General features: G+C 70.7%; 22 protein-coding genes, 1 other RNA gene and 4 pseudogenes. 13 read left to right on the top strand and 14 right to left on the bottom strand.

Features of this window, described 5'->3' with window-relative positions; translation table 11 throughout:
- Positions 1-21: 21 nt before the first annotated feature.
- Entirely contained in the window at positions 22-768 is a 747-nt protein-coding gene (locus SGFS_RS40065) for a response regulator transcription factor (RefSeq protein WP_286257158.1), read from the top strand.
- Positions 769-882: 114 nt separating this feature from the next.
- On the opposite strand, the gene SGFS_RS40060 is transcribed toward SGFS_RS40065, so the two are convergent.
- Positions 883-1,086: an acyl-CoA carboxylase subunit epsilon gene (locus SGFS_RS40060; RefSeq protein WP_286257156.1), complete on the bottom strand. Its 204-nt coding sequence runs from the start codon at positions 1,084-1,086 to the stop codon at positions 883-885.
- 1,060 nt (positions 1,087-2,146) lie between these two features.
- Between SGFS_RS40060 and SGFS_RS40055 the strand changes: the two genes are divergently transcribed.
- Positions 2,147-2,983 carry an ABC transporter permease gene (locus SGFS_RS40055; RefSeq protein WP_286257155.1) on the top strand — a complete coding sequence of 279 codons (837 nt, stop codon included), beginning with the start codon at positions 2,147-2,149 and terminating at the stop codon, positions 2,981-2,983.
- A gap of 54 nt (positions 2,984-3,037) precedes the next feature.
- Here SGFS_RS40055 and SGFS_RS40050 read toward each other — a convergent pair whose 3' ends face one another.
- Together SGFS_RS40050 and SGFS_RS40045 are read right to left on the bottom strand one after the other, a co-directional pair.
- Positions 3,038-3,970: a lysylphosphatidylglycerol synthase transmembrane domain-containing protein gene (locus tag SGFS_RS40050; protein WP_286257153.1), complete on the bottom strand. Its 933-nt coding sequence runs from the start codon at positions 3,968-3,970 to the stop codon at positions 3,038-3,040.
- 11 nt (positions 3,971-3,981) lie between these two features.
- The gene (locus tag SGFS_RS40045; RefSeq protein WP_286257152.1) at positions 3,982-5,469 is read right to left on the bottom strand and encodes a hypothetical protein; all 1,488 of its coding nucleotides are present in this window, start codon (positions 5,467-5,469) and stop codon (positions 3,982-3,984) included.
- A 222-nt stretch (positions 5,470-5,691) separates the two neighbouring features.
- Here SGFS_RS40045 and SGFS_RS40040 point away from each other — a divergent pair, with 222 nt between their 5' ends.
- Positions 5,692-6,483 carry a COG4705 family protein gene (locus SGFS_RS40040; protein ID WP_067252569.1) on the top strand — a complete coding sequence of 264 codons (792 nt, stop codon included), beginning with the start codon at positions 5,692-5,694 and terminating at the stop codon, positions 6,481-6,483.
- Between the two features lie 115 nt (positions 6,484-6,598).
- Here the strand turns inward: SGFS_RS40040 and SGFS_RS40035 are convergent, their stop codons facing one another.
- The 4 genes from SGFS_RS40035 to SGFS_RS40020 form a co-directional block, all read right to left on the bottom strand.
- A complete protein-coding gene (locus SGFS_RS40035; RefSeq protein ID WP_286257150.1) occupies positions 6,599-7,870 on the bottom strand; it encodes a hypothetical protein in 1,272 nt (423 codons plus the stop codon).
- A 39-nt stretch (positions 7,871-7,909) separates the two neighbouring features.
- Positions 7,910-9,178, bottom strand: a complete 1,269-nt coding sequence (locus SGFS_RS40030; RefSeq protein ID WP_286257149.1) for a sensor histidine kinase — start codon at positions 9,176-9,178, stop codon at positions 7,910-7,912.
- On the bottom strand, positions 9,169-9,822 hold the full coding sequence (locus tag SGFS_RS40025) for a response regulator transcription factor (RefSeq protein ID WP_286257148.1): 654 nt from the start codon (positions 9,820-9,822) through the stop codon (positions 9,169-9,171). The genes SGFS_RS40030 and SGFS_RS40025 overlap by 10 nt, the downstream gene beginning before the upstream one ends.
- A gap of 388 nt (positions 9,823-10,210) precedes the next feature.
- Positions 10,211-10,501: an ATP-binding cassette domain-containing protein gene (locus SGFS_RS40020; RefSeq protein WP_286260474.1), complete on the bottom strand. Its 291-nt coding sequence runs from the start codon at positions 10,499-10,501 to the stop codon at positions 10,211-10,213.
- On the opposite strand from SGFS_RS40020, the gene SGFS_RS40015 reads away from it, so the two are divergent.
- From SGFS_RS40015 to SGFS_RS39990, 6 genes and pseudogenes are all read left to right on the top strand, one after another.
- The gene (locus tag SGFS_RS40015; RefSeq protein ID WP_434028134.1) at positions 10,491-11,435 is read left to right on the top strand and encodes an ornithine cyclodeaminase family protein; all 945 of its coding nucleotides are present in this window, start codon (positions 10,491-10,493) and stop codon (positions 11,433-11,435) included. The genes SGFS_RS40020 and SGFS_RS40015 overlap by 11 nt on opposite strands.
- Positions 11,432-12,772, top strand: a pseudogene (locus SGFS_RS40010) (type III PLP-dependent enzyme domain-containing protein). Before SGFS_RS40015 ends, SGFS_RS40010 begins: the two are co-directional and overlap by 4 nt.
- Before the next feature lie 76 nt (positions 12,773-12,848).
- Positions 12,849-13,895: a cysteine synthase family protein gene (locus SGFS_RS40005; protein WP_286260299.1), complete on the top strand. Its 1,047-nt coding sequence runs from the start codon at positions 12,849-12,851 to the stop codon at positions 13,893-13,895.
- Positions 13,895-15,304 carry an MATE family efflux transporter gene (locus SGFS_RS40000; RefSeq protein ID WP_286257146.1) on the top strand — a complete coding sequence of 470 codons (1,410 nt, stop codon included), beginning with the start codon at positions 13,895-13,897 and terminating at the stop codon, positions 15,302-15,304. Before SGFS_RS40005 ends, SGFS_RS40000 begins: the two co-directional genes overlap by 1 nt.
- Before the next feature lie 98 nt (positions 15,305-15,402).
- Positions 15,403-15,612, top strand: a pseudogene (locus SGFS_RS39995) (ABC transporter ATP-binding protein); the annotation flags it as partial.
- A 2-nt stretch (positions 15,613-15,614) separates the two neighbouring features.
- Positions 15,615-16,064 carry a GNAT family N-acetyltransferase gene (locus SGFS_RS39990; RefSeq protein ID WP_286257145.1) on the top strand — a complete coding sequence of 150 codons (450 nt, stop codon included), beginning with the start codon at positions 15,615-15,617 and terminating at the stop codon, positions 16,062-16,064.
- Between the two features lie 149 nt (positions 16,065-16,213).
- Here SGFS_RS39990 and SGFS_RS39985 read toward each other — a convergent pair whose 3' ends face one another.
- Complete coding sequence (locus SGFS_RS39985; protein ID WP_286257144.1) at positions 16,214-16,861, bottom strand: superoxide dismutase; 648 nt, start codon at positions 16,859-16,861, stop codon at positions 16,214-16,216.
- Positions 16,862-17,553: 692 nt separating this feature from the next.
- A pseudogene (locus SGFS_RS39980) lies at positions 17,554-17,769 on the bottom strand (HoxN/HupN/NixA family nickel/cobalt transporter); the annotation flags it as partial.
- Positions 17,770-17,958: 189 nt separating this feature from the next.
- Here SGFS_RS39980 and tsaD point away from each other — a divergent pair.
- Positions 17,959-18,984 carry a tRNA (adenosine(37)-N6)-threonylcarbamoyltransferase complex transferase subunit TsaD gene (gene tsaD / locus SGFS_RS39975; protein ID WP_286257143.1) on the top strand — a complete coding sequence of 342 codons (1,026 nt, stop codon included), beginning with the start codon at positions 17,959-17,961 and terminating at the stop codon, positions 18,982-18,984.
- On the top strand, positions 18,984-19,550 hold the full coding sequence (locus tag SGFS_RS39970) for a GNAT family N-acetyltransferase (protein ID WP_286257142.1): 567 nt from the start codon (positions 18,984-18,986) through the stop codon (positions 19,548-19,550). The genes tsaD and SGFS_RS39970 overlap by 1 nt, the downstream gene beginning before the upstream one ends.
- Before the next feature lie 474 nt (positions 19,551-20,024).
- On the opposite strand, the gene rnpB is transcribed toward SGFS_RS39970, so the two are convergent.
- From rnpB to SGFS_RS39950, 4 genes and pseudogenes are all read right to left on the bottom strand, one after another.
- Positions 20,025-20,427, bottom strand: an RNA gene (gene rnpB, locus SGFS_RS39965) — RNase P RNA component class A.
- Positions 20,428-20,557: 130 nt separating this feature from the next.
- Positions 20,558-21,274, bottom strand: a pseudogene (locus SGFS_RS51535) (DMT family transporter); the annotation flags it as partial.
- Positions 21,275-21,389: 115 nt separating this feature from the next.
- Entirely contained in the window at positions 21,390-22,214 is an 825-nt protein-coding gene (locus SGFS_RS39955) for a helix-turn-helix domain-containing protein (protein ID WP_286257140.1), read from the bottom strand.
- Positions 22,215-22,282: 68 nt separating this feature from the next.
- The gene (locus SGFS_RS39950) at positions 22,283-22,861 is read right to left on the bottom strand and encodes a Uma2 family endonuclease (RefSeq protein ID WP_286257139.1); all 579 of its coding nucleotides are present in this window, start codon (positions 22,859-22,861) and stop codon (positions 22,283-22,285) included.
- A gap of 163 nt (positions 22,862-23,024) precedes the next feature.
- On the opposite strand from SGFS_RS39950, the gene SGFS_RS39945 reads away from it, so the two are divergent.
- Together SGFS_RS39945 and SGFS_RS39940 are read left to right on the top strand one after the other, a co-directional pair.
- Positions 23,025-23,828 carry a MerR family transcriptional regulator gene (locus tag SGFS_RS39945; protein WP_286257138.1) on the top strand — a complete coding sequence of 268 codons (804 nt, stop codon included), beginning with the start codon at positions 23,025-23,027 and terminating at the stop codon, positions 23,826-23,828.
- The gene (locus SGFS_RS39940) at positions 23,825-24,448 is read left to right on the top strand and encodes a hypothetical protein (protein WP_286257137.1); all 624 of its coding nucleotides are present in this window, start codon (positions 23,825-23,827) and stop codon (positions 24,446-24,448) included. Before SGFS_RS39945 ends, SGFS_RS39940 begins: the two co-directional genes overlap by 4 nt.
- Here the strand turns inward: SGFS_RS39940 and SGFS_RS39935 are convergent.
- A complete protein-coding gene (locus tag SGFS_RS39935; RefSeq protein WP_286257136.1) occupies positions 24,399-25,907 on the bottom strand; it encodes an RNB domain-containing ribonuclease in 1,509 nt (502 codons plus the stop codon). The genes SGFS_RS39940 and SGFS_RS39935 overlap by 50 nt on opposite strands.
- Positions 25,908-26,006: the final 99 nt, after the last annotated feature.

Below are 26,006 nucleotides of genomic sequence, written 5' to 3'. Positions count from 1 at the left end.
TGCACTCCTAGGCTGTGGTCCATGCGCACGCCCGCCGCACCGGACCGCTACCGTCACCGTGTCCTTGTCGTCGAGGACGACGACACCATCGGCCGCCATCTGAATTCCGGCCTGCGCGGCCACGACTACGCGCCGACCTGGTGCCGCACGGGGGCGGGCGCGCTGGCCGAGGCCGCGCGGGCACCGTACGACGTGCTGCTGCTGGACCTGGGGCTGCCCGACATGGACGGCCTGGACGTGGCCCGGGATCTGCGGGCCCGCCTCCCCGATCTGTTGATCGTCGTGCTGACCGCACGGACCGAGGACATCGACGTCATCGCCGGACTCGATGCCGGGGCCGACGACTATCTCGTCAAACCGTTCAGCATGACGGTGCTGCTCGCCCGGCTGCGAGCGCATCTGCGGCGGCAGGCAGTGACTGCCCCGGTCCGCAAGCCCGTGCGACTGGGCGATCTGGTCGTCGACGTCTCCGCCCGCCGATGCGCGCTGCACGGTGTCGAGATCCCCCTGCGGGCCAAGGAGTTCGACCTGCTCGCGGTGCTGGCCGAGCGGGTCGGCGAGGCGGTGTCGCGGGAGTCGTTGATGTCCGAGGTGTGGGACGAGAACTGGTTCGGACCCACCAAGACTCTCGACGTGACGATGGCGGGCCTGCGACGCAGACTGACCGAGGCGGCGCAGGCCGGGGGCGGTCCTGTCCGCCTGCCGGAGATCGCCACGTTGCGGGGGCACGGATACCGGCTGGAACGGCCGCCGGATCCGGTGGATTGAGAAGCGGCTGACGTGTCAGCGAGCGAGAGTCGCTTCGGGGGCGTCTGCATGATCAATGTCGGTGGAATGGTGTCACCGAACCAGTTCCCGGCGGGTCAGCCGGACCTGCCTTGGTCAGTGCTGCCAGCTGTGCGGGGCACGGAAGCCGGGAGTGCGCTCAAGACGACGCCAGCCGGCCTTGGAGCGGGCGCACTGGGCCGGGTCGGCTGCGGTCTGGGTGGCGGCACGAGCTATCAGGACCACGGTGATGGCGGCCAGCTCTTCGGGCTCGGCATGGCCCTTCTCAAGGCGGAGCAGCTTTTCGCAAGGAGCGCTCATGGTTGTCTTCTCCGTTCGATGGACTGCTCAGCCGGATTCCGACTGCTCGGGACGCCTTCCTCCGCGGTCGAGGGGCGGGAAGAGGTAGTCCTCGAATGCGTCGAGGGTGATCACCGTCAGCAGCCCCATCGGGATAAAGAGAGCCATGAGGAGAACGGGGCCTTCCGGACGGAGCGTGATCACACCTGAGGCGTACCGGCAGTGGAGTTCAGCGTGCGGCCGGACGGGTCGCCTCGCACGCCAGGCCACGGGAACGTGCGCCGTTCAGGTGGTGTTTGCGCCGAGCCGCCGGGCTACTGGCTCACAGAGGGGCACCGCCGGAGCTGGTGGGGCAGTCGGGCAGTGCGCCAACGGACAAGGGCCGCTCGTGCCTGGAGCGGTTTCGCGGTCCCTTCCCTTGCTCCTGCCGCCGCAGTCGCGGGTAAATGGCGGCGGGTGCCGGATAGCTGGGTGGCCAAGGCGTCAGATCGTGCTGCCCTGCTGGTGGTGGCTGACCGGCAGGTGGCGGTTGATGTGGCGCTGGGGGAGTTCTCCCTTGCGGGGGCGCCACAGTGGGGCGGTGTGCTGCGGGGTGTTCCGGTGTGGGTGAATGCCGAGCTGCCCTCACGCGGCCAGGCGTGGCTTTGCTTTCCGGACGGCCTGCGACGGCGGATCCGTCCGGCCAGCCAAGCTCGCCTTGATCACCGGGGGTGTCTGCGGGTGCCGTTCTTGGGCGAGGGCACCTCGCCGCCGGAGGGAGGCGAGCGGGTCGCATGAGGTGGAGGTAGGCAACACCGGTGTGCGGCGCGCAGACGACGACTTCCCCATCCGGCCACCAACGATAGAAGCCCGCCCCACCGCAAGCCCCAGGTGACGCCAGAACAAACCGATACCCCAAACTCGGTCAGAAGCCGACGCCCACAGTCACCGCCGAACGACTCCCACCTTCAGTCAAAAAGCCGGGCACCCGGACCGCGGCGGCACGGCGTCGACGTAGACTGCCTCGTTCACATCAGGTGCGTGGTCTGGCTGATTGCACGGCATCACTCGGCCCAGGCAGCGGGTCCTTGAGGTGGGGAACGTGACGTCGAGTGCGGCATCCCTCGTCCCGGTCAACATCACCCTCGGCGTCCTGCTCGCCGCTCTGCTCCTGGCGGCGGCGGTGGTCGCCGGGCGGTTCCATCTCGACCCCCACCCGTACAAAAGCCGAGCCCGGGAGATCCTCGTCGCCGGACTGAGGGCCGCGGCGCAGCTGGCCGTCGTGTCGGTGGTCATCACGTGGGCCGTCAAGTCCGTGCCAGGGCTGTTGGCGTTTCTTGTCGTCATGTTCTCGGTGGCGGTGCGTACGGCTGGACGGAGAGTCACCAGCGACCACACCTGGTGGCTCACGGCCGCCCCGATCGCCGTCGGCGTGGTGCCGGTCGTCGCGGCACTGCTGCTGACGGGGCTCGTCCCGCTGCGAGGCATCGCACTGATCCCGATCACGGGCATCCTCATCGGCGGCGCACTCACCGTGACCGTCCTCGCCGGACGTCGTGCCCTGGACGAACTGACGCAGCGCCATGGGGAGGTGGAGGCCGCGATGGCCCTGGGTTTCCTGGACCGGGACGCACGGTTGGAGATCGCCCGCCCTGCGGCATCAGAGGCACTGCTGCCGGGCCTCGACCAGACTCGGACGGTGGGGTTGGTCACCCTCCCCGGTGCTTTCGTCGGCATGCTGATGGCAGGGGCGAGTCCCGTGATGGCCGGGGCGGTGCAGTTGTTCGTCCTGATCGCGCTCATGGCAGTGCAGTCCGTCGCGGTCGCGGTGACGCTCGAACTCGTCGCCCGCCATCGCCTGCACCGCCCGGTGGCCAGCGCGCCAACGGGATCGCCGCGCAAGGCGAGGTGGCCGATGAAACGGCTGCCGCGTCGCTGAGGACAGGGACGTGCGGGGCCGCTGGAGGCGACCGTGTGAGGGCGTTCCGCCGTCTCAGAGCGCCGACCGGCGGGCGAGCAACCCCAGGACCAGCAGTCCCGGTGCCATCGGCAGCCAGCCGGTGAGCAGGCGGTAGCCGATGACCGCCGAGATCGCCGTCTGCCCCGGTGCTCCGGCGGCGGTGAGCGCGAAGGCGAGCGCGGCGTCCAGCGACCCCAGTCCACCGGGCGTGGGAAGCAGGGCCGCCGCCCCACTGGCAACGAGGTAGGCCATCACCACATGGCTCGTGGGCAACGCGAGACCGAGCGCACGGACGACGGCCACGACCACACCCGCGTGCAGCAACGCGAACGCGACCGAGCCGCCCCACAGTGCGCAGGCCCGCCCTCGGGAGCGATGCACCTCCCGCACGTCGGTCACGGCCCGCCCCACCACCCGCCTCAACCGACCGCTGGCCACCACCGCCAGCACGACGGCCGCCGCCACGACCGGCACCAGGACCAGCACGTGGGGGACCCGCACCGACAGCGGGACAGTGCCCGCTGACGCCACCAGCAGGACGACACCCAGCACGCACCGGACGATCCCGCCGACCGACGCCTTCACCGCCAGCGCGGTCGCCGAGCGCCGGGTGGACAGGCCGCACCGCGTCAGGAACCGCAGGTTGACCAAGCTCGCCCCGGCTCCTGCGGGCAGGATGTGGTTGGCTGCGCACGCCGCGAACTGAGCGGCCACCAGCCGTCCCTTCGGCAGCCGTTCAACGACCGCCCCCTGCTGCGCCACAGCAGCGCACACCCACGTGGCGAGAGTGGCGAAGCAGGCGAGCACGAGCCATTCCCCGTCGGCGGCGGCCAGTTGGTCGGTACCGGTGTCGAGGGTGGCCCGGTGCGCCACGAGCATGGCGCCGGCGGCGACGAGCACCACAAGAGTGATGCCCAGCCGGACGTAGTGGCGTCGGCCCGCGGTCACGGTCACGCTGTCGGACACGGTCGCCACGGTCACCGCCCCTGCCGGACGAAGGGAGCGACGTAGGCGTGCAGAGCGCCGGCCCGCTCCATGGACCAGGTGCGTGCGTAGGCGGGCGGATGGTCGCCGGGCTGGGCGAGGACGGCGACTTTGGTCCGGTGAGCGGCCTGGGCCAGTGCGGCCCCGGTGGTGCTGGTGTCGTGACCGTCGGTCTGTGCCGAGCCGCAACCGGTGTAGAAGGCGATGGGCACGGCCTCATAGCCACTGAGCAGGCACGGCGGCCGTACGCCGAGCGTGTGGAGGGCCGAGGCGGTACGGGACCAGTTGTCGTGGTTGGCGGCGGAACTGCGCACGGTGTGTTCCAGGACGACGTACTGCACGGCCAGATGAGCCGCAAGGCAGGCCGCCACGAGGCTCACGGCGACGGTGCGCGCAGTCCTCCGACTCGGGGCGCTGACCAGGTGAGCGAGGCCATGGGCGACGGGGAGGGCGAGCAGGGCGTAGGCGGGCAGCAGGAAGCGGGGGGCCGCGTAGCCGATGAGGAACAGGTAGGGGACGGCGGCCGTGACCGCGCAGGTCAGCGGCAGCAGGACGGGCAGGGCGCGGCGGACACGGACGGCGGTGACCGCTCCGAGCGCGGCGAGGACGGGCAGCGCGAACCACCACAGGCTCACCACCGGGTTGGGGGCCGATCCGGTGCAGGGACGGCAGAGGGTACGCCCGCCGAGACTGCGCAGCTGGTCGACCACCGCCAGATGCCAGCCGAGGCCGCCCTGGACACGGGAGGCGTCGGACAGACGTTGCCCCAAACCGCCGTAACTCACGTACGCCTCGATCACCCACTCACCGGCGCCGGCCAGCAGTCCGGCAACCAGTACGGCGAGGAGGCGGGGGCGGCGCACAGCCAGGGCGAGCAGCGGCAGCACCACGTAGACGGCGTCCATCGGGCGCATCCACGCCATCAGCGCCGTGCCCGCGAACACGCCCCACCAGGCCGCCCTGTCACGTGCGTTCTCCCGGACCCGCACGAAGCAGCCGACGGCGACCAGGGCTCCGACGGCGACCCAGTAGTTGGGCATGGCCTGCGGGCCGTAGAACAAGGTCACCCAGAGGGAGGCGAACAGGGCACCCGCCAGCGCCAGGACGCGCGGCATGACGTGGGCTCGCCAGATGCGCAGGGCGAAGTAGAGGCCCAGACCGGAGAGGACTGCCAGGTAGACCCTGAGAAGGGCGGTGGAGTCGGACCATGACGCGATCGGCGCGACGAGCAGAGAGATGCCACGGGCGCGGGGCGCGCTGAAGAAGGCGGCCGGAACCTGGCCGCTGACCTGACTGACGTAGACCGTCTCGTCCCAGCCGAGACCAAGATCCGGTCGTACGAGGACGAGCTGGGCGAGTGTGAAAGCTCCCGCGACCGCCGCGAGCCAAGGTTCGCGGCACCGGCGCCGAGGCCGGGCCGACCGAGGCGGGAAGCCGGTGCGGGAGGCACCGGTCGTCGTGACGTTCGGGCCGTCGGCCATCCTGCACCTTTCGTCGTCACGCGCCCCGGAACCAGGATCTCCTACACGTCGTAGGAGATCCCTTCACCGTACGGCTTGTCGGTTAGAGACGGGTGAGAGGAGTCGTCTCCCTCACCCCGGTCCACGGTGAGGGGAGGGCGGGCAGCAGCCCACGCGGGAGGCCCGAACGGCGTAGTGGACCGTTCAGGTTGCGTTCATGCTCGAACTGCCATCGTGCGGATCATGACCGCTGAGCCTGTCCTCGACGAACGCCCCCTCACCCCCGCACGCCAACTTGCGAACAAGGTGCCGGAGGTGACCGTCTATTTCTGGATCATCAAGGTGCTGACCACCGGTATGGGCGAGACGGCGTCGGACCTCCTGGCCCGCACGCTCGGCCCGATCCCTGCGGTGGCGCTCGGCGGCCTCGCACTCGTGGCGTCCCTGGCCGTGCAGTTCACGCTCCGCCGGTATGTCGCCTGGGTCTACTGGACCGCCGTCGTCATGGTCAGCGTTTTCGGCACGATGGCCGCCGATGTCCTGCACGTCGGCCTCGGCGTGCCGTACGCCGTCTCGACACCTGCGTTTCTCGTCGTACTGGCCGCGGTGTTCGCCCTCTGGTACGCGAGCGAGCGGACCCTCTCCATCCACACGATCCGGTCGCGTCGCCGCGAGGCGTTCTACTGGGCGGCCGTCCTGGCCACCTTCGCCCTCGGCACCGCGGCGGGCGATCTCACGGCCACCGTCGGCTTCGGCTACCTGGGCTCGGTCGCCCTTTTCGCGGCCGCCATCTGCGTACCCGCCCTGGCCCACCGCTTCGGGGCCCTCGGCGCGGTGACCGCATTCTGGACCGCCTACGTCATCACCCGCCCCCTCGGAGCGTCCCTCGCCGACTGGATGGCCCTCCCCCACACCCGTGGCGGCCTCGCCCTCGGCCTGGCTCCGGTCACCCTCGCCTGGACGGTGGCGATCATCGGATTCGTCGGCTACCTGGCCGTGTCACAGCGCGACAGGGGCGCGCACGCGGCGGTATGAGGTGAGGCCGCGCAATGTGTCGCCCCGGTGGGCTCTGCTGCGGGACACGGGGCGGTCGGGCCATCGGCACCGGCTTCGACCGCCCCGACGGGGTTAGTGGAGAGGGGGTGACCGGTCAGCCCATGTCCGTCAGGAGGGCGTTCAGTTCCTTCTCCTGCTGCGCGGGCGGCATCGGCGGGTTCGAGTGGTCGATGCCGAAGGTCCCCAGCACCTTGTCCATCTGGGCGTCGATGGAGGTCCACCCGGTCTGGTCCAGCGGCTGCAGCGAGGCCTGGTCGGCATCCCACAGGTCACGCAGCGACTGTGCGGCCGCGTGCGCGCCCTTCGCGTCCCCGGATTGGGCGTCCTTGAGCGAGGTGGAGGCGAGGGTCTTCAGGGCGGCGACCTTGGCGGGCGGGAACTTCTTCACCGCCTCGCCAGGGGCCATCTGGACCGCGGAGGTGTTGTCCTCCTCCGGCGCCGGGCCGGTGTGCGGCTGGCTGTGGGCCCAGATCAGCAGGCCCGTGGTGGCGACCGCGAGCAGTGCGAAGCCGGCCAAGCCGACCCGCTCCTTGCGCAGGTCGCCGGTGGTGTGGACGGCGTGGGCGGCCTCGTAGGTCTCGGTCACGTCCGAGCGCGTCACCGTCAGGTAGACCACGGTGGCCAGGATCAGGCCGAGGAAGATCAGGCTGGTGGTGAAGGTGCCCAGCGCGAGGCCGGTCGGCTCGCCCGGCTGAGCGACCTTCGGGGAGGCCAGCCAGTCGCCGATGTTCGCGCCCAGCGGGCGGGTCAGGATGTAGGCGAGCCAGAAGGACAGCACCGGGTTCGCGCCGAACTTCCACAGCAGCGTGATCGCGGCGATGAGGCCGAGCGGCAGCAGCACCGAGACGCCCGGGCTCCAGCCGGTGAGCTCGAGGGTCCAGTCGCCGGTCGCCGTGCCGAGCGCGAAGGTGACGAGAACGGCGAGCCAGTAGAACGACTCGCGCGGAAGCGTGGTGACCGAGTGGATCGACAGCGTGCGCTCGCGCAGCCACCACACTCCGAAGACGACCGCGAGCAGCACCGAGAAGACCGCGGTGCTGATCCACAGCGGCACGTTGAGCTGGTCGGTGAGGATGTCGGTGTACAGGGTCCCCGTGACGCTGACAACGACCACGGTCAGCCAGTAGGGGAACGGGACGTACCGCTTCAGCCTTAGCTGCACGGCCAGGACCACCACGAACACCCCGGTGAAGATCCAGGCCGTGTTCACCAGGCCGACGCCCAGCTTCATGTTGATCCAGTCGGCGAAGCTCTCACCCACGGTGGTGCACAGGATCTTGATCACCCAGAACCAGATGGTGACCTCGGGGACCTTGTTGAGCATGAGGCGCCCGTTGCGCGTGCGCGCTTCCGTTGTCGTTGTCATGCGGGCCAGGTTCGCGCGGGGAACCTGCAAGCAACCTGACTACGTGACCGCACCCGCGGCCGGGAGCGTCACCTCGACGTGACCGCGGCCGTCCGCGATCGCGCGGACCTCCGCACCGGCCGAGGCGGCGATGCGCCGGACCACCGGCAGCCCCAGCCCAAATCCGTCGCCGCCGGTCACACCCGCCTCGAAGACCCGCTCGACGTCCGAGGGATCGAACCCGGGGCCGTCGTCCAGGACATCGACCACGACAGCCGCACCCTGACTGCGTGCGGTGATCCACACCCGCGTCCTCGCATGCCGCAGGCCGTTCTCCACAAGGGGTGACAGCAGCGACACGGCGACGTCGGGCGCCACGGCCACCTCGATCTTCGCCGGAACGTCGACCTCGACCGCGCGACCGCCGATCGCCTGCCGCGTGGCGGTGCGCAGATCGCACCGGGTCCCCTCGTCCGTGCGGGCGCGCGCGGCGCGCAGGATCGTCGTGATCGCCGCGTCGAGACGGTCGACCTCGCTCAGTACCGCCTCCGGCGGCACCGGATCACCGGACAGCTGAGCCAGCTGCGCTTCACCCCGCAGGACCGTGAGCGGTGTCCGCAGCTCGTGGGCGATCTCGTCGGTGAGCCGGCGTTCGTCCGCCAGCGCGTTGTCGACGCGCTCCAGAAGGCGGTCCAGGGTCTGTCCCAGTTCCCCGAACTCGTCCCGGGGGACGCCGAGATTGAAGCGGCGGCCGGGTTCGTGATGGCCCCAGTCGTCGGCGAGGGCGGCCATTTCGTGCACGACCCGCAGCGCGCGGCGCACCACGAGATGTGCGACACCGCCGGCGAGGACGATCGTGAGGCCGCCGAGGATCAGCGACAAGGTCAGACTGCGCTGCTCGGACGTCTCATAGGGCGTGAGGTCCACCCGGACGACCACCATCACGTGATGGCCGTCGACCGGGACCGTCCGCGCGTACAGAAGGGAGTCGCCGACGGTCGCGGTCTGCGAACGCCCCGAGTCCACCAGCTCATGGACACGCCTGACCACGCTCGCCGGTACGTTCCCGTCGATCAGGCGGCGGTCGGCATACACCCAGGCGACCTCGTCCAGCGCCTCACTGCCGTTCTCCGTGAGCACGACACGGCCACCCTTGACGGTCACGTTCGCCGCGACCGCCTCGGTGCGCGTACGGGCCAGATCGTGCGCGTCGGCGTCCGTCACCCTGCTCAGCAGCACGTGCGAGACGACGACCAGGATGGCGACCACGGCGGTGGCGATCAGAACGGTGAGCGCGACGACGCTTCTGCGGAATCCCGTCACTGCCATCGGTAGCCCACACCGCGGACCGTCGCGAGCCGTTCGGCCACACCCAGCGGACCGAGCTTGGTCCGCAGCCGGCGCACATAGGAGTCGAGGGTGTTGTCGCTGACCTGGGCCCCGTGCGGCCAGCCGGCGGCGACGAGGGCGTGACGGCGCACCGCGTCGCCCCGCGAGGCGATCAGGCGGCCCAGCAGGCGGAACTCGGTCGGGGTCAGGCTCATGCTCGCCGCATCGTAGGTCACCATGTGCTTCGCCGGATCGAGGACGACCTCGTGCGATGCGGGCGCCACAGTGGAACGGCGCAGCAGGGCCCGGACGCGGACCAGCAGTTCCGGGATGTCGAAGGGTTTGGTCATGTAGTCGTCGGCGCCCGCCTCGAACCCGCCCACCTTGTGATGCAGACCGTCCAGGGCGGTGAGCATCAACACCGGCACATCGACGCCGCGAGCCCTCAGGGCCAGGCAGACATCGCGGCCGTCGGCGTCCGGCAGCCCGAGATCCAGGACGACCAGCTGGGGCACCGGTGCGAGCTGCCGTAGCAGGCTGTCCGCCGTGGCAGCGACGGAAACGGTGTGACCGTCGTGCTCCAGGGCACGCCTGAGAATGCCGCGAACCGCCGCGTCGTCTTCACACACCAGGATGAAAGCCACGTGCCGACCCTAGATTCTCGCATCGCAATACTCCATCTGCCCCGGCCAGACACTCGACTCCGGCCCACCCCCTGCCGGGACAGCAGGGTGGCTGGCACGTCCGAGCGTATGCAAGACCTCCCAGGGGGTGAGCTTGATCGAAGAGGGAGCCTCGGCTGTCGGTGTCCCCCTTCAACTCCGGATTTCGCCGCAGCGGCTCACGCCCGTCCTCACGACGCTCCTACTTGGGCACACACAAGATTGCAGAGACTCAGGCAGGTCGAAAAAGCAGCGTGCAGCACCCTCCGCCTCCTGGATCGATCTCGTACGGACACCGCACGAGAACCCATACGGGCCGAGTCCGCGTCACCGGCTTCAAGTCGCTTCGGCGGTGCACGGCGGCCCGCGGTCAGGGCCTCGCGGCAGGCGCGGACGTGCCCAGCAGTGCCTGTGTCGCCTCGTGCTGTGGGTCGGTGAAGACGTCGGCCGTGTGGCCCGACTCGACGACGCGGCCCGCCTCCAGGACAGTGACGGTGTCCGTGCGGTCGGCGATGAGGGGCAGGTCGTGGCTGATGAGGACGAGGGTCGTGCCGCGACGCTCGCGCAGGTCGGTGAGGAAGTCCATGATCGCGTGGCCTGTGTCGGGGTCCAGCGCGGAGGTGATCTCACGGATCCTCAGCACCAGTGACGTGGCCGGCATCGACATCACCCTGTCCGACGTCGTCTCCGTCGTCGAGCAGGCGTACCGCACGCTGGCCGACGGCAGGTCCGACAACCCGCGCAAGCTCACCGTCAAGCCGGAGGACGGCCACTCGGTGGCGTACGCGATGCTCGGCCGCGACGGCGAGCGGGGCGTGGTCGCGGTGAAGACGTCGTACAAGTACGGCCTGCACGAGGACCGCGACAAGCAGCACTACTACACGACGCTGACCCTGTACGACGACGAGACCGGGCTGCCGGTCGCGATGCTGGACTGCGGCCGGGTCGGCGCGCTGCGCACCCCGGCGGTCTCGGCGCTGCTGGCCCGCGAACTGGCCGTGCCCGGCGCCCGCAACGCCCTGGTCATCGGCACCGCCACACAGGGACGGCTCGCGCTGCCGTTCCTGCTGACCACGCTGCCGGACCTGGAGCGGCTGATGCTCTTCGGCACGCATCCGGACGGCATCCGTGCGGTGCGCGAGCAGTTGCACGCGTATTTCCCCGACCGGGAGCTGGAGATCGTGACCGATCTGCGCGCGGCGGCCGGCGACGCGGACATCGTGCTCGCCACGGCGGGCCCCAACACCCCGGCGTCCGTGGACGCGGAGTGGCTCAGGCCCGCCGCCCTGTCCGTCCTCATCGGCTACGGCATCGGGCCGTCGACGCTGCACCGGGCCGACCGGGTGATCGCCACCAGCGCGGCGCAGATGCGCGTCACGGGCGTGGACATGGCCGATGCGGACGGGCAACTCCGTGACGTGGACACCGAGTTCCCCGAGGTCCTCGCGGGCCGCGCCGAGGGCCGTACGGACCCGGATCAGCGGATCTTTGCGTACAACAGCGGGCTGGTCGTCACCGACATCGCCCTGGGCCACCGGTTCGCCCAACTGGCCCTCGCCCAGGGGCTGGGAACGGCGGTGCCGCTGTGGAGGTGACCACGGCGCTCCCCTCGCACACGACACCCGAGGTACGGGCCCTGCTGGCCGGCCCCTTGCTGGACGAGCTGAGCCACGGTCTCGACGGCCCGTACCACGTACTGCTCCCCGAACGCTTCGACGCGAACGCCGCGGCGTTCCGGAACGTGTTCGCCGAGGCGGGGGTGGACGGCCGCGTGTACTACGCGAAGAAGGCCAACAAGGCGGCCGTCTACGCCGAACGAGCGGCCGTGGCCGGCCTGGGCGTGGACGTGGCGAGCCATGGGGAGCTGCGCGAGGCCCTGGCGGCCGGGGTGCGCGGCGAGGACCTGGTGGTGACCGGTCCGGCCAAGGCGGACGGGCTGCTGCGGGTCGCCGTGCTCCAGGGCGCGCTGATCGCGGTGGACGCGCTGGACGAACTGGACCGGCTGATCGCCCTGGCCGATGAACTCGGCCGTATGGCACGGGTGTTGCTGCGCCGCCTGCCTCCGGAGCAGCCGCACAGCCGCTTCGGTCTGAACGACGGCGAACTGGAGACAGCCCTGCGGCGATGCGTCGACGGGCCCGTCGGCATGGAGGGGTTCAGCTTCCATCTCTCCGGCTACGACGTCCGCCAACGCACGGACCTCGCGGCGGAGTTGGTCACACTCTGCACCCGCGCCCGGGCTCTCGGACTGCGCGCCGACCGGATCAGCGTCGGCGGCGGCCTCGCCGTGGACTACGTGGCGGCGGAGGACTGGCGGCGGTTCGAGGAGAGCCGGCGCCCCGAACACTTCCACGCGGAGAAGTCCTTCGGGGGTTTCTATCCGTACCACTCCCCCGTCGCCGGCGCCGACGCTCTGCGTACGATCCTGACGGCCACCCCGACGGGCCAAGTCACCACACTGGCCGAGCTGTTGCGTGCGGCCGGGGTCGCCCTCCTCGTCGAACCGGGCCGGGCGCTGCTGGACCAGGCCGGGTTCACGGTGTTCCGGGTGCAGGGCGTGAAAGAACGCGACGGGTACGCGATCCTGACCGTGGACGGCAGCAGCCTCAGCCTGTCGGAGTAGTGGTTCGACAGCGAGTTCCTGCCGGACCCGGTGCTCGTGCCCGCCGCTGCCCGTCCGGTCGCCGACGCGGGGCCGTACCCGGCGTGCGTGGGGGCGGCGACCTGCCTGGAGTCGGACATGCTGACCTGGCGCAAGATCCCCTTCCCGGTGCGGCCGGCCGTCGGTGACCTGCTCGTGTACCTGAACACGGCGGGCTACCAGATGGACTCCAACGAGTCGCCGTTCCACGACCTTCCGCTGCCCCCGAAGGTCGTCGTCGAGCTCTCGGGATCCCGTTTCCGCTGGCGCCTCGACCGCCATCCCCGCTGAAGACCGATCGACGACCGACCAAAGACCGCCTGAAGACCACAGGAGCCTCCATGGACGACCCCTGTACCGGCCGCCCATCGTGCGGCAGGTCTCCGAACTCATCGGCGCCACCCCGCTGTTCGAGCTGGCCCGTACGGAGAGCGACGCCCGGCTGCTGCTGAAGCTGGAGCAGTTCAACCCGACCGGCACCGCCAAGATACGGATGGCCCGGCAGATGGTCGTCGACGCCGAGGAACGCGGCCTGCTGCGCCCCGGCGGCCGGATCATCGAGTCGACCTCCGGCAACACCGGGCTCGGCCTCGCCGTCGTGGCCGCCGAGCGCGGCTACACCTTCACCGCCGTCGTCGACCACCACGCCGCCGTCGACAAGCTGCGCGCGATGAAGGCACTCGGCGCGGAGCTGGTGTACGTCGCCGACGACGGGGACGAGGAACTGGCCACCGCCGCCCGCGAGGAGTTCGCGGAGAAGATGGCCGCCGAGTTGGACAACGCCTACTTCACCGAGCAGCACAACAACATGGCGAACGGAGTGGGTTATCACCCGGTGGCCCGCGAACTCCACGCCGCGCTGGATGGCCGTATCGACATCCTCATCGGCGCGGTGGGCACAGGCGGCGGACTGTTCGGGACCGGGGGTCCGCTGCGGGAGACGGTACCCGGGGTGCGGATCGTCGGCGTGCAGCCGAAGGGCTCGATCGCGTTCGGGCCGCCCGCGCACGACTACCACCAGTCGGGAACCGGCACGCCCGAGGGCGCGACGATCGGGGCGATGGTCGACTACTCGCTGCTGGACGAGGGCGTGAAGGTCGGCGACGTCGAGGCGTTCGCCACCGCGCGGGCCGTCGCCCGGCGCACCGGACTGCTCCTCGGCGGCTCGGCGGGCGGCGTCGTGTACGAGGCCCTGGCCCGGCTGTCCGCGCTGCCGCCCGGCACGACTATGGTCGCGTTGATCAACGACGGCGGGGAGAAGTACATGGACACCGTCTTCGACGACGACTGGATGGCCGCCCGTGCTCTCCTCTCCCTCCAGGTGGAGCGCGAGGTCGACGAGTTGCTGACCAAGCTCCGCCAACTCCCCACGTCGCCGCACTCCTCGCAGGACCCCTCGCAGGAACAGGACTGATGCAGCCCGCCCTCGCCCGCCTCCTCACCGACGGCCGTGCCCTCGCCACGCTCGCCGTGCCGCTCGCGCTCACCCAGCTCGCCCAGGTCGCGCTCACCACCACCGACACGATCATGATGGGCCTGCTCGGCACCGAGGCCCTGGCGGCCGGCGGCCTCGCCATGGTGATCTTCAACCAGTTGCGCACCATGGGCGTCGGCCTCGTCACGGCCGTCGGCAACCAGGTCGCCGCGGCGGACGCGCGCGCCGAGACGCGGGGCACGGAGGCCGAGGGCGCCGAGGCGGAGGCCGCTCGCGAGGAGGTCCGGGACCTCGTCCGGGCGAGCCTGCTGCTGTCCACCCTCGCGGGTCTCGCGGGCGCGCTGCTGATGGTGCTGATCGGGCATGCCGTGGTGTTCCTCGGCCAGGACGCGGACGTGGTCGCCGCGGCGAAGCCGGTGCTGTACACGATGGCGCCCGGCCTGGTGCCCTGCCTGTGGTTCCAGGCGATACGCCAGTTCACGGCCGGCATGCGCCGCCCCCAGGCCCTACTGCGCATCACGATCGCCTCGATCGCCGTCAACGCGGGGCTCAACTGGGTCTTCATCCATGGAACTTGGGGCCTGCCGAAGCTGGGCCTGCCGGGTATCGGGCTCGCGACGAGCTCGGTGTATGCACTGTCCTTCCTCGCCCTGTACCTCTCCGCCCGCCGCGATCCACGGCTGGCGCCGGTGCTGTCGCTGAGCATCTGGAAGACCCGCCCGGCCACCCTGCGCCGACTGACGGCACTCGGAACGCCGATCGCCGCCACCTACGGTTCCGAGGCGGGCTTCTTCTCCGTCGTCGCCCTGCTGGTGGGCAGCTTCGGCACGGCCGCGCTGGCCGCGCACACGGCCGTCAACCAACTCGTCTACATCGTCTTCCAGATCGCCGTCGGCCTCTCCCACGCCGCATCCCTCGGCGTCAGCCGTGAACTCGCCCTCGGCAACACCGGGGCCGCCCAGCGACTGAAGGCGACGGCCCTGGCCTGCGCCGCCGCGGTCATGGCGGTCGTGGCGGTCGTCTACGTCGCTCTCCCGGGCCTGGTGCTGGCGCCGTTCTTCGAGGGCGAGAGCCGGACGGCCACCGACCTCGCCACGAACCTCCTGCTGATCGCCGCGGTGATGCAGTTCTTCGACTGCGCCCAGAACATCGGCGTCGGCCTCCTGCGCGGCCTCGACGACACCAAGGGCGGCTTCCGCGTCACCCTCGTCGGCTACTGGCTCGTCGGCCTGCCCGCCGCCGCACTTCTCGGCTTCGCCACCGGCTGGGACACCGTCGGCATCTGGCTGGGCCTGCTCGCCGGCCTCGCCACGACCGCGCTGCTCCTGCTGCGTCGCTTCAACCAGGGTGTAGAGCGCCTGCACGGGGTCGCGACGGCCCGGCCCTGAGCCCCTGCTGCAACCGGGGGCCCGCAACAGATCACTTTGGCCGTCTTGCCCAACGGCGTCGCGGCGATCTTCTGGCAGGGACGGCGACGGTGAGGTAGATGAGGGGTTCCGGACTGATCTGCGACGAGATGACCGCGATGCTCGACGCCTCCACCACCACCGCCCTGGTGGCAGCGGTCGAGGACTATCGCACCGCCACCGGTGCTGGACTGCTCGCCGTCGGCCACGACCAGGTGCTCCTGGACCGCTGGTGCGACCGCACCGTCCACTGGGAGAAACTGACCGCCGCAAAAGCCAGGGAGCAATAGGGATGCAGTCCACGACGATCAAGCGCGCCGTCGCGCGGGACGCAGACCGCCTCACCAGCCTGATCCAGAACTGCGGTGCCTACCAGGGACCGTACGCCTCGATCATCCCCGGCTACCGGGTCACCGCCGACTACATCACCCGGCACCAGGTCTTCGTGGCCGTCGATGAGACCGGACGGCTCCAGGGCTTCTACGCCCTGCTGCTGAAGCCACCGGAGGTGGACCTGGCCTTCGTGGCGGACGATGTTCAGGGAGGGGGGGTCGGACGGCTCCTCATCGAGCCCATGATCACTCAGGCCGGGGCGGCCGGCCTGACCGAGGTGCGGGTGGTCTCCCATCCCCCGGCCGAGGAGTTCTACCGACGCCTGGGCGCCGTGCGGGTGGGGACCGTCGCCCCCTCACCACTGAAGGTGAACTGGGAGCGGCCCGAGTTGCGGTTCACCACCATCTGAGACCGACAAACAGCCTCTCAAGCCGGCCTCAGCAACAGGAAGGCTCCCGTAGGCATCGGGCCTGCGGGAGCCTTCCGTTGTACCGCCTGCTCCGTGAAGGGTGAGAAGACGATCACGAGCAGGACGTCGGTGCCGACGCGATTACAGCGTCACGGGCGGAGCAGCAGGCTGTCGCCGCGCTCCTTGGCTGCGGCGTAACGCCGGGCCACGTCCTGCCAGTTGACGACGGCCCACATCGCGTCGATGAAGTCGACCTTCTGGTTCTTGTACTGCAGGTAGAAGGCGTGCTCCCAGGCGTCGAAGACCAGGATCGGGGTGGAACCCTGGCCGACGTTGCCCTGATGGTCGTAAACCTGCTCGACGATCAGGCGCCCGCTGACGGGCTCGTAGGCCAGGACGCCCCAGCCGGAGCCCTGGGTGGTGGCGGCGGCCTTGGTGAGCTGGGCCTTGAAGCCGGTGAAGGAGCCGAAGGACTCGGTGATCGCGTCGGCGAGGTCGCCCACGCCGTCGGCGGCTAGAGGCTCGCCGCCGCCGTCCTTCGGGCCGGTCATGTTCTGCCAGTAGATCGAGTGCAGGATGTGCCCGGAGAGGTGGAAGGCCAAGTTCTTCTCCAGGCCGTTGATGCCGCCCCAGGTCTCCTTGTCCCGCGCCTCCGCGAGCTGCTCCAGCGTGTCGTTGGCGCCCTTGACGTAGGCGGCGTGGTGCTTGTCATGGTGCAGCTCGATGATCTCGGGGCTGATGACCGGAGCGAGCGCCGAGTAGTCGTACGGAAGTTCCGGGAGCGTGTACACCGGCATGTCCAACGTCCTCCGACATAATTGCGAATGATGTGCAGCTGCACGCTAGCAGCAAGAAGTGTCCCTGCCGATCAGGCATTGGACCTAGGACCCGGGGGCCGTGTCGGGAGAGTTGCAACCAAGCCCTTGCCTGGACAGCGGGCGAGGGAAGGAGCGGAAGCACGAGTGTGGCCCAGCAGTCGGCGCATGACGCAGCGAGAGCGACAGCACGGTGGACGCCCGCGCACGACTGAAGCGGCACGGGCTGCGCCTCACTCCGGGACGGCTCCGTTTGCTGGCGTTGCCGTCCGCGTCGGAGCGCCATATCTCCCCTGCGGAAGCCTCCGAGGAACTGGCACGGTTTCCCGGCATGCCGTGAACCCCACCACCGCCTACCGCACACTGGACGCACCCTGACGACCGTGGGCCTCACCCCACCGTCCATGGTCCCGGGCCTGCGCGCTACGGCATCACGGGAGAACCCCACCACCACACCAAGTGCCGCGCGTACGGCAGCGTCTCGGGGCCCGCGAGCCGACACTCGTCCGAGGCGGAGAGCAGGATCGAGGAGCTGACAGACCTGCGACCCGCCCCCGACGGGGCGCTTCTCATCTACAGGCGGCGCACTCGCTGCAGCCCATGACCAACAGCGGGCACGGCTTACAGCCCCAGGTGGGGCGCCCTCTTCGGCAGCCTGTTCCGCCGTAGTCGACTGCCAGGCCCGCGGTCCGCCTCTCCTCGATCCGGCCGAGCTTGCACACCAGCAAGGCGATGGCCCAGGTCGCGAAGAAGAGGCCGGCGATGACGTACCCGATGATGTTCAGGTCCAGGCCGGAGACCCAGTCCCTGAACGGGCCGTGCAGGTCCGCCTTCTCGGCGATCAGGCCCAGCAGTTCGACCGTGCCGATGATGACGGCAACGGCGATGGAGGTGGATGCGGGACACTGCCCATGGGACGGACGCTGTCAGGCAGAACAGCGCCCCGCATCCGGTTCGGGGTGGCGGCGCAGGCCGCGCCCACACCTCCGGCTCCTCCTTCAGCACCGTCGACGAGGTCTCACCCGCCGGGGTACACATCCGAGGTGCTCTTATTGCACACTACCTGCAATAACAAAGCAATGGCGGAAGGGGTGGGTACCGGGGTGGGACTGGTCCGGCACGGGCGACTGCTGGGGCACGCCCTGGCGTCGAGCATGGACGAGCACGCTCGCTACGGCGGTGTCGTACCGGAGATCGCCGCCCGGGCGCACGTCCATGCGGTCCGGCCGGTGATCCAGCGCGCCCTGGACAAGGCCGGTCTGCGGTTGACGGACGTCGGCGCGGTGGCGGTGACCACCGGACCAGGCCTGTCCGGTGCGCTCCAGGTCGGCCTGGCCGCGGCGAAGGGACTCGCCTACGCGCTGGGCGTCCCGCTCCACGGCGTCCACCACCTCGCCGGTCACGTCGCCGCCGACACTCTCGAACACGGCCCGCTGCCCGACCCCTGCATGGTGCTGATCGTCTCCGGCGGCCACACCTCCCTACTCCTCGTCCGTGATCTCGCCCGCGACCCGGTCCTCCACCTCATAGACACTCTCGACGACGCCGCCGGAGAGTGCTTCGACAAGGTCGCGCGGGTCTTCGGGCTGCCGTGTCCCGGCGGCCCGGCCATCGACCGGACCGCGCGCGAGGGGGATCCTCACGCCGTCCCGTTTCCGCGCCCGCTGCCGGGTTCGTACGACTTCTCCTTCTCGGGCCTGAAGACGGCAGCGGCACGCTGGGCCGAGGGGCATGCAGGCCGCGAGCTGCCGGTGGCGGACGGTGCGGCCTCACTTCAGGAGGCTGTTGCGGACGTACTGACCCGCAAGGCGGTGGACGCCTGCCGTAAGCACAGGGTGGGCACGTTGGTAGTGGTCGGCGGGGTGGCCGCGAACTCGCGGGTGCGGTCACTGGCGGAGGAACGGTGCCGGGCGGCCGGGATCCACCTACGCGTCCCGCCGATGAAGCTCTGCACGGACAACGGCGCGATGATCGCCAACGTGGGCGACCTCCTCGTCCGGGCCGGAGCCGAACCGGCGCCGCTGGACGTGTCGATCGACCCGTCAGCGCCCCTGGAGTACGCGACGCTGCACCCGCGCGTGGCGGCAGGGTTCGTGGCGGCCTGATGGACATCCGAGTCTTCAAGAACGGCGGCCTTCTGGCCCACGCCTCCGCCCTGCACTCTTTGTACGTCGAAGCTTTCTGCGCCCCACCCTGGAACGAGGACGAAGAGAAGGCGATCGAGTTCCTCGGCCGGCTGGTCGGCAACGTCCGGCGCCCCGGCTTCACCGCCGCGCTCGCCTTCGCCGAAACGCAGGCCGTCGGCTTCGCCACGGCATGGACGACGGCGGCGCCTTTCCCCACCGACCGCTGCTACCCCCAGGCCGCCGCCGGCCTGGGAGCACAGCGCGCCGTGGAATGGCTGTGCGGCGCCCGCGAGATCGACGAACTCGCCGTACACCCGGACGCCCATGGCACCGGCCTGGCCGCCGCACTGCTGCACGCGGTCACCGCGGACGCCCCCGAAGGCCGCTCCTGGCTACTCACCTCCGCCCGCTCCCCACGCGCCGTCTCCTTCTACCGCCGCCAGGGTTGGGTCCAGGCCACACACCCTGCCACCGAGGGCGAGGGCATCGTCGTATTCCTCGGGCCCCACCACCCAGCCAGAGCCCTTGCCCCTCTCCCCTTGTAGACACCCAGAACCTCCACCGAGATCCCACATGCAGAAATGCGTGGGCGCCCCGGACAACGAGCTGGCCGGTCGCGGCGGAGCAGCACGGAGTGGACAGACGGACAGGTCTCGGCGGGGGTTCAGTCCGGTGTGTCCAACGACTCCCGCGCGGGCGCCATTGACGGCCGCCTCGACACTCCGCACGAGCAGTGCCACCCATCTCGATCTGACCACAGCTCACCGGAGGACGCGCCATCGATGCCAAAGCAGGCTCCCGAGGAGACACCTCGTACATGTACTTCCGACTGCATCAGCATCCGAGATGTCTGCTGGAGAGCGACACTGGACCGCATTCACCACCCTGAATGCCCGAATATGTCACATGAGCGGGAGACAGAAACGACGATACTCACAGCTCGGATTCGACCCGGATTCGACCCCAATGGTTTGTTCAGTCAGTAAACATAGCCTCTGACCTGCGGAAATACAGGGCGGCAGACGAGCAGGGCTGTACGCCGGGTTCTGTCACCCGGCCGCCTCGCGGCGGCCGGGGAGACGGCCATCCATCTAGGGCCGGCGTTGCCGTCGGCCTCGTGCGGTCTACCCGCGGACTCGGGCGGGCAGCCCTCGAACGTCCGCGCAGAAACACCGGGGTGTTTCCTTTTGACCTTGCTCCGGGTGGGGTTTACCTAGCTGCCCAGGTCACCCTGGGCACTGGTGGTCTCTTACACCGCCGTTTCACCCTTACCGAGCGCCAAAGCGCCCGGCGGTTTGTTTTCTGTGGCACTGTCCCGCGGGTCACCCCGGGTGGCCGTTAGCCACCACCCTGCCCTGTGGAGCCCGGACGTTCCTCGGGAAGCCCCCTAGGGGGACTCCACGCGGCCGTCCGCCCGGCTCGTCTGCCGTGTCGACCATGCTACCCGCCGTGCGTCGCGCTTCGGTCCCTCCTTCTTCGGTCCGGCGGCCGTCGCCAGTACCGAGCCCGCCAGGATCAGGGTGAAGGCGGCGAGGACGGACGCCGTCAGCGGTTCGTCCAGGAACAGCGCGCCCGCCGCCACCGCGACCGCCGGGTTGACGTACGTGATCACCGTCGAGCGGGTGGGGCCGACCTCCTTGATCAGTTCCAGGAAGGCCACGAACGCCACCGCCGTGCAGATGACGCCCAGGCCCGCGAGGGAGAGCAGGACCGACGTCGAAGGGATCTCGGTCGGCCGGGTCGCCGCCGCAGGGGCCGCGTAGACCAGGGCCGCCAGGGCCAGGCAGGAAGCCGTGAGGTGCAGGGACGGGACGTCCTTCAGGTGTCTCGCGGCTATCAGGGGCGCCGTCGCGTAGCCGAGGACCGTCAGCAGGACCTCGGCCAGGGACCGGGCGTCGCCGCCTGTCAGGTGCGGGATCGTGAGGACCGCGACCCCGCCCAGGCCCAGGGCCAGGCCCATGATCCGTCGTACGCCCAGGACCTCCGTGTCGCCGAAGAAGCGGGCCGCGAGGACGCCGACGATCGGGACGCCCGCGATCAGCAGACCCGCCGTGGAGCTCGACAGGTGCCGCTCGGCATCCGTCAGGGTGAACCAGGGGCCGATGATCTCGATGCACGCGAAGGCCAGCATGGGAGCCCAGTGCGTCCGGACGGTTCGTGTCAGGCCGCCCTGGCGGAGGGCGAAGGGGAGCAGGAGCAGGGCGCCCAGCGCGCAGCGCGTGAACACCACCACGGACGGGGAGAGGTCCTCCACCGCCACTTTGATCATCAGATAGGGGATGCCCCAGACCACTCCCATCAGGGAGAACAGAAACCAGCCGCGTGCAGTCATGCGGGTAGTTTCGGCGCCCGGGCCACCGCGCGTCTTGAACGCTGTTGCGCGGCTACAGGGGCTTGCCCACGCTCGCGCGGTACGCCGCCGGTGTCACCCCCATCACCCGGCGGAACCAGCGGGTGAGGTGCGCCTGGTCCGCGAAGCCCACCAGGGCCGCCACCTCCGCCGGGCGCAGTCCGGACTCCAGGAGGGTGCGGGCCCGGGTGACCCGGTACTGGGCGAGCCAGGCGTACGGGGGTATCCCCATCGTCGTACGGAAGGCTCTCAGGAGTTGGTAGCGGGACAGGTTCAGGTCGGCCGCGAGGTCGGCGAGGGCCGGGGGTTGCAGTAGTTCGTCGGCCAGACGGTCGCGTACCGCTCGGGCTATGCCGTCCGCGCCGGGGACCGTGTCGGGGCATGGGCGGGCCGTGGAGTGGCGGTGGGCCAGGGCCGTGAGCAGCCACGGGAGGCGGGACTCGGCCTCCAGGGGGTCCGGGCAGATGCTCAGCTCCGTGTGGGCGCGGCGGAAGGCCGTGGCGAGTTCCGGGTCGTCCACCACGGGGTTCAGGAAGTGCGGGCTGCCGCCGAGTGTGCCGTCGCTGAGGAGGGGGGTCTCGGCGTAGACGGCTCGGTAGGCGTAGCCGTCGGCGGCGGCGGGGGCGCCGTCGTGCATCTCACCGGGTTCGAGTACGACGATGGCGCCGGGGCCCGCGTGGATGAGGCCGCCCCGGTAGGCGATCACCTCGGAGCCGCCGACGCAGACGCCGATGGTGAACTCCTCGTGGGCGTGCGGGGCGTAGCGGTGTGTGTCGAAGCGGGCGGTGAGCAGGTCGAGGGGTGGGCCGCAACGGCCCAGCCGCGTTCTGGTCCACCGGGTCTGCTCACGCCCGCCCACCTCGCCCCACCCCTTCCGACGGCTTTACGGGGGCAACACGTGGGTGGCTCGCTTCCATCCCGCCGGGCTCAGAGGAAGTCCGCCGTGTCCAGGTCGAAGGCGAAGGGCTCGGGGAGGGCGAGGGGCTTGCCGAAGGGGACGGTGCAGTGCTGGCGGTATTCGTCCTCTCGCGGATCGCTGAGGAGTGTCACCTCTGGGGTGTCACGGTCGACGAGCAGGTAGAGCGGGACACCGCCGCGGGCGTAGCAGCGGCGCTTGACCTCACGGTCGGCCTTGGGCCTGGTGGAAGTCACCTCCAGAACCATGGAGACGCCCTGACAGGGCATCCAGGGGTCCGCACCCCGGTAGAGCCGCAGACTCCGGAGAGCGAACGTGCCGTCCGGGATCACGTGGTCCTTGGGGCAGCCCTCCGCCTTCCCCAGCTTCAGCCCCTTGTTCCCGGAGAACTGCATGTCGGTCCGGGACCGCCTGTACACCTGCTGCACGATCAGCTCGATGTAGTCCTCGTGATCCCCGTCCGGCGGCGGTGCCACCACGATCTCCCCCTCGACGAGCTCAGCCCGGAATCCCTCCGGGGTGTCCAGGGCGAGGAAGCCCTCCAGCAGGACCTCTTCCTGCGTGAGCGGCTCGTGGGCCATGGCAGTCATGTCACGCCCCTCCTTCGGTCGCTCGCCAGACTGGGACATCGGCTGATCACCTGTCCGTGAGATCGGGAACCGTTCCCTCGATCGTGGCACATGATCGCCGTCACCGTCGGTCGCCGGGCCGCTCGCTTGACCCTGCCGCAGCGTCAACGTTTCTACTGGTCCCATGCGGATCGGAGAGCTGGCCGCGACCGTCGGTGTCACCACGCGGGCGGTGCGGCACTACCACCATCTGGGCCTGCTGCCGGAGCCCGGGCGCCGGCCCAACGGGTACCGGGACTACACCCTGCGCCACGCCGTCGTGCTCGCGCGCATCCGGCGGCTGACGGAGCTGGGGCTCGGGCTCGCCGAGGTGCGGGACGTGCTCGCGGACGACGCGGGGCGGGAGCCGGCCGCGGTGCTGGCCGAGCTGGACGAGGACCTCGCCCGGCAGGAGGGCGCGCTCCGGGAGCGGCGGGCCCGGCTGCGGGTGCTGATGGAGGACGCGCGGGAGGGGCGGCTGCCCGCCGAGGGGCCCGTCTCGCCCGAGCTGGCGGCGCTGTTCGGCAGGTTCGGGCCCGGCCCGGACTCCCCGATGGCCGTCAAGGACCGTGAGGTGTTCGCCCTCCTGGAGACGTCCGCGCCGCCGGAGGCCCGGGCGGCGATGCTCGCCGGGCTGGAGAGCATGCTGTCGGCGCCCGGCGCGGTGGAGCGGGCGCACGAGGCGTACGCCCTGCTCGACGCCCTCGCCGACGCGGACCCCGAGGACCCGCGCGTGGACGAGGCGGCTCGGGTCCTCGCCGAGCTGATCCCACCGGAGCTGGTCCCCCACACCGACCCCGGCACGGGCATCGCCCCCGGCACGGGCACGGGCACCGGCGGCGGCATCGACAGCGGCAGCTTTCTGCGTGCCTTCTACGCCGACTTCGCCCCGGCCCAGGCGGAGGCGATCCGCCGCACGCTACGGATACTCACGGAGGCCCGCCCATGAGGAGCACCGTCCGGACCGCCCGCACCCTCGCAGCTCACGAACTCCGGCTGCTGACAAGCCTGTTGCGCTGGCTGGTCCGGCGTCCGCACGGCGTCGGGGAGGGGCGGGCGTTCGGGTACGCGCGCGGGCAGGGGGCGATGACGATCGGCCTCGGCTTCGTCTGCGTGGTCGAGACGGTGACGATGTCCCTGCTGCTGCGCGGCTTCCCGACCGCCCACGCGGTCTTCCTCCTCCTCGACGTCTACACCCTCTTCGTCGTCGTCGGACTGCACGCCGCCTCGGTGACCCGCCCCCACGTCCTCACCGACACCGCGCTCCGGCTGCGCCGCTTCGCGAGCGTCGACCTGCGCGTCCCGCTCACGGCCGTCGCGGAGGTCCGCCGCGAGCTGCGTACGACCCACGGGAAGCGGGACGGCGAACTCGCCCTGGAGGTCGGCTCGCAGACCAGCGTCACCCTCGAACTGACCGAGCCCGTCGATCACTTGACCTTCTTCGGGCGGCGCAGGTCCGTACGCGTGGTGCGCTTTCATGTGGACGACGCCGATCAACTCGTAGGGCTCGTAAGGGAGTTCACGCGGGTGCGAACCTCACCTTCGCCGTTCCCGGCTCCGCCTGGGTGAGGCGTACGGGCAGCCGCTCCCCCAGTGGCAAGGGGCGGCCTTCGGGGCCGTCGACGCGGCCGATGACGGCCGGGGACTCCAACTGGACCGTTCCGACGGCGGGTTGGTCGTCTCGTACGTCCACCACCCATCCGTCGAAGACCTCGCCCACCCGGTTGCTGAGGAGGGCCGCCTCGACGACGTCCACGCACTCGCGCTCCACGCGGGCCGCGCGCCGGGTGCCACCGGCCATCTCCTCGGGGAGGGCGTCGAGGGCGGCCAGGACCCAGTCGGGGGGTGGCTCGCCCGCCGACGCCGCCAGGCAGATCTCCGTGGCGTAGCGGTCGGCGAGGCGGCGCAGGGGGGCCGTGCAGTGGGTGTAGGGGGCGGCCACGGCGGGGTGGGTGGTGATCTCGGGCAGGTCGCCGTCCCGGAAGACCGTGTGGTTCGCGCCGCGCAGGAGGGTCGTGCAGGCGAGGAGGAACGCCGCGTGGCGGGGCTCGTGCGGGTCGAGGGCGCGGATGAGCTGGGCGTACGAGACGTGGTGCGGCCAGTCGATGTGCAGGGCGATGGCGGTACGGCGCAGGCGGCCGACCTCGCCGCCCGGTGCGGCGGGGAGGGCGCGGAGGATGCCCGTGCCGTGGCTGAGCATCAGGTCGGCGGCGGCCATGCCCGTGAGCAGGGAGATCTGGGCGTTCCAGGACTCGGCGGGGAGCGGGGCGCTGTACGTCAGTTCGTAGGTGCCGTCGTGCTCGACGATCTCCTGGTCGGGGATGCTGAGGGAGATGCCGCCGCGTTCGACCTCCAGTGCCTCGCGCAGTCGCCCGACGCGTTCGAGCAGGGCGAGCGGCTCCTCGGCCGTACCCGTCTCGATCTCCTTCTGTACGCCCTCGTAGTCCAGCTTGGCGCGGCTGCGGACGAGGGCGCGGCGGACGTCGACGTTCTCGGTACGGCCGTCCGTGTCGAGGTCCAGCGTCCACAGGACCGCCGGGCGGGTGTGGTCGGGGAGCAGGCCGGCGGCGCCCTCGGCGAGGCACGCGGGGTGCAGGGGCACCTTGCCGTCCGGGAAGTACAGGGTCGTCACCCGGCGGTGGGCCTCCGCGTCGAGCGCGCCGCCGGGGGTGACGAAGGCGGCCACGTCGGCGATGGCGTACCGGACGCGGTAGCCGCCCTTCCTCCTCGTCTCCAGGTGCACCGCCTGGTCGAGGTCGGTCGCGATGGGCGGGTCGATGGTGAAGAGGGGGATGTCCGTGGCGTCGAGCGCGTCGTACGAGCCGTGCGCGGCGTACGAGCCGTGCCCGTCGTACGAGCCGTGCGCGGCGTTCGGGGGGAGGTGAGGGGCCTTCGCTGCGTGTTCCGCCTCGACGAGGACCTCCAGCGGGAAGGCCTCGGGGACGGCGAGTTCCCCGCGCAGCGCGCGCAGGGCCGCCCGGAGCGGGGCCTCGGGGGCGCCCGTGGCACGGATGTGGCGGCGGGGCATGGGTCGAGCGTAGAACGGGGGCGGTGGACGGGCATCCCGTGGACGGGCGACCTGAGCGGCACACCGTAATCTGGCGCGAGCCCCCCGACGTACCACGCC

The organism is Streptomyces graminofaciens, assembly GCF_030294945.1.
GTDB lineage: Bacteria > Actinomycetota > Actinomycetes > Streptomycetales > Streptomycetaceae > Streptomyces > Streptomyces graminofaciens.
This window is presented reverse-complemented; position numbering and strand designations above follow the sequence as displayed.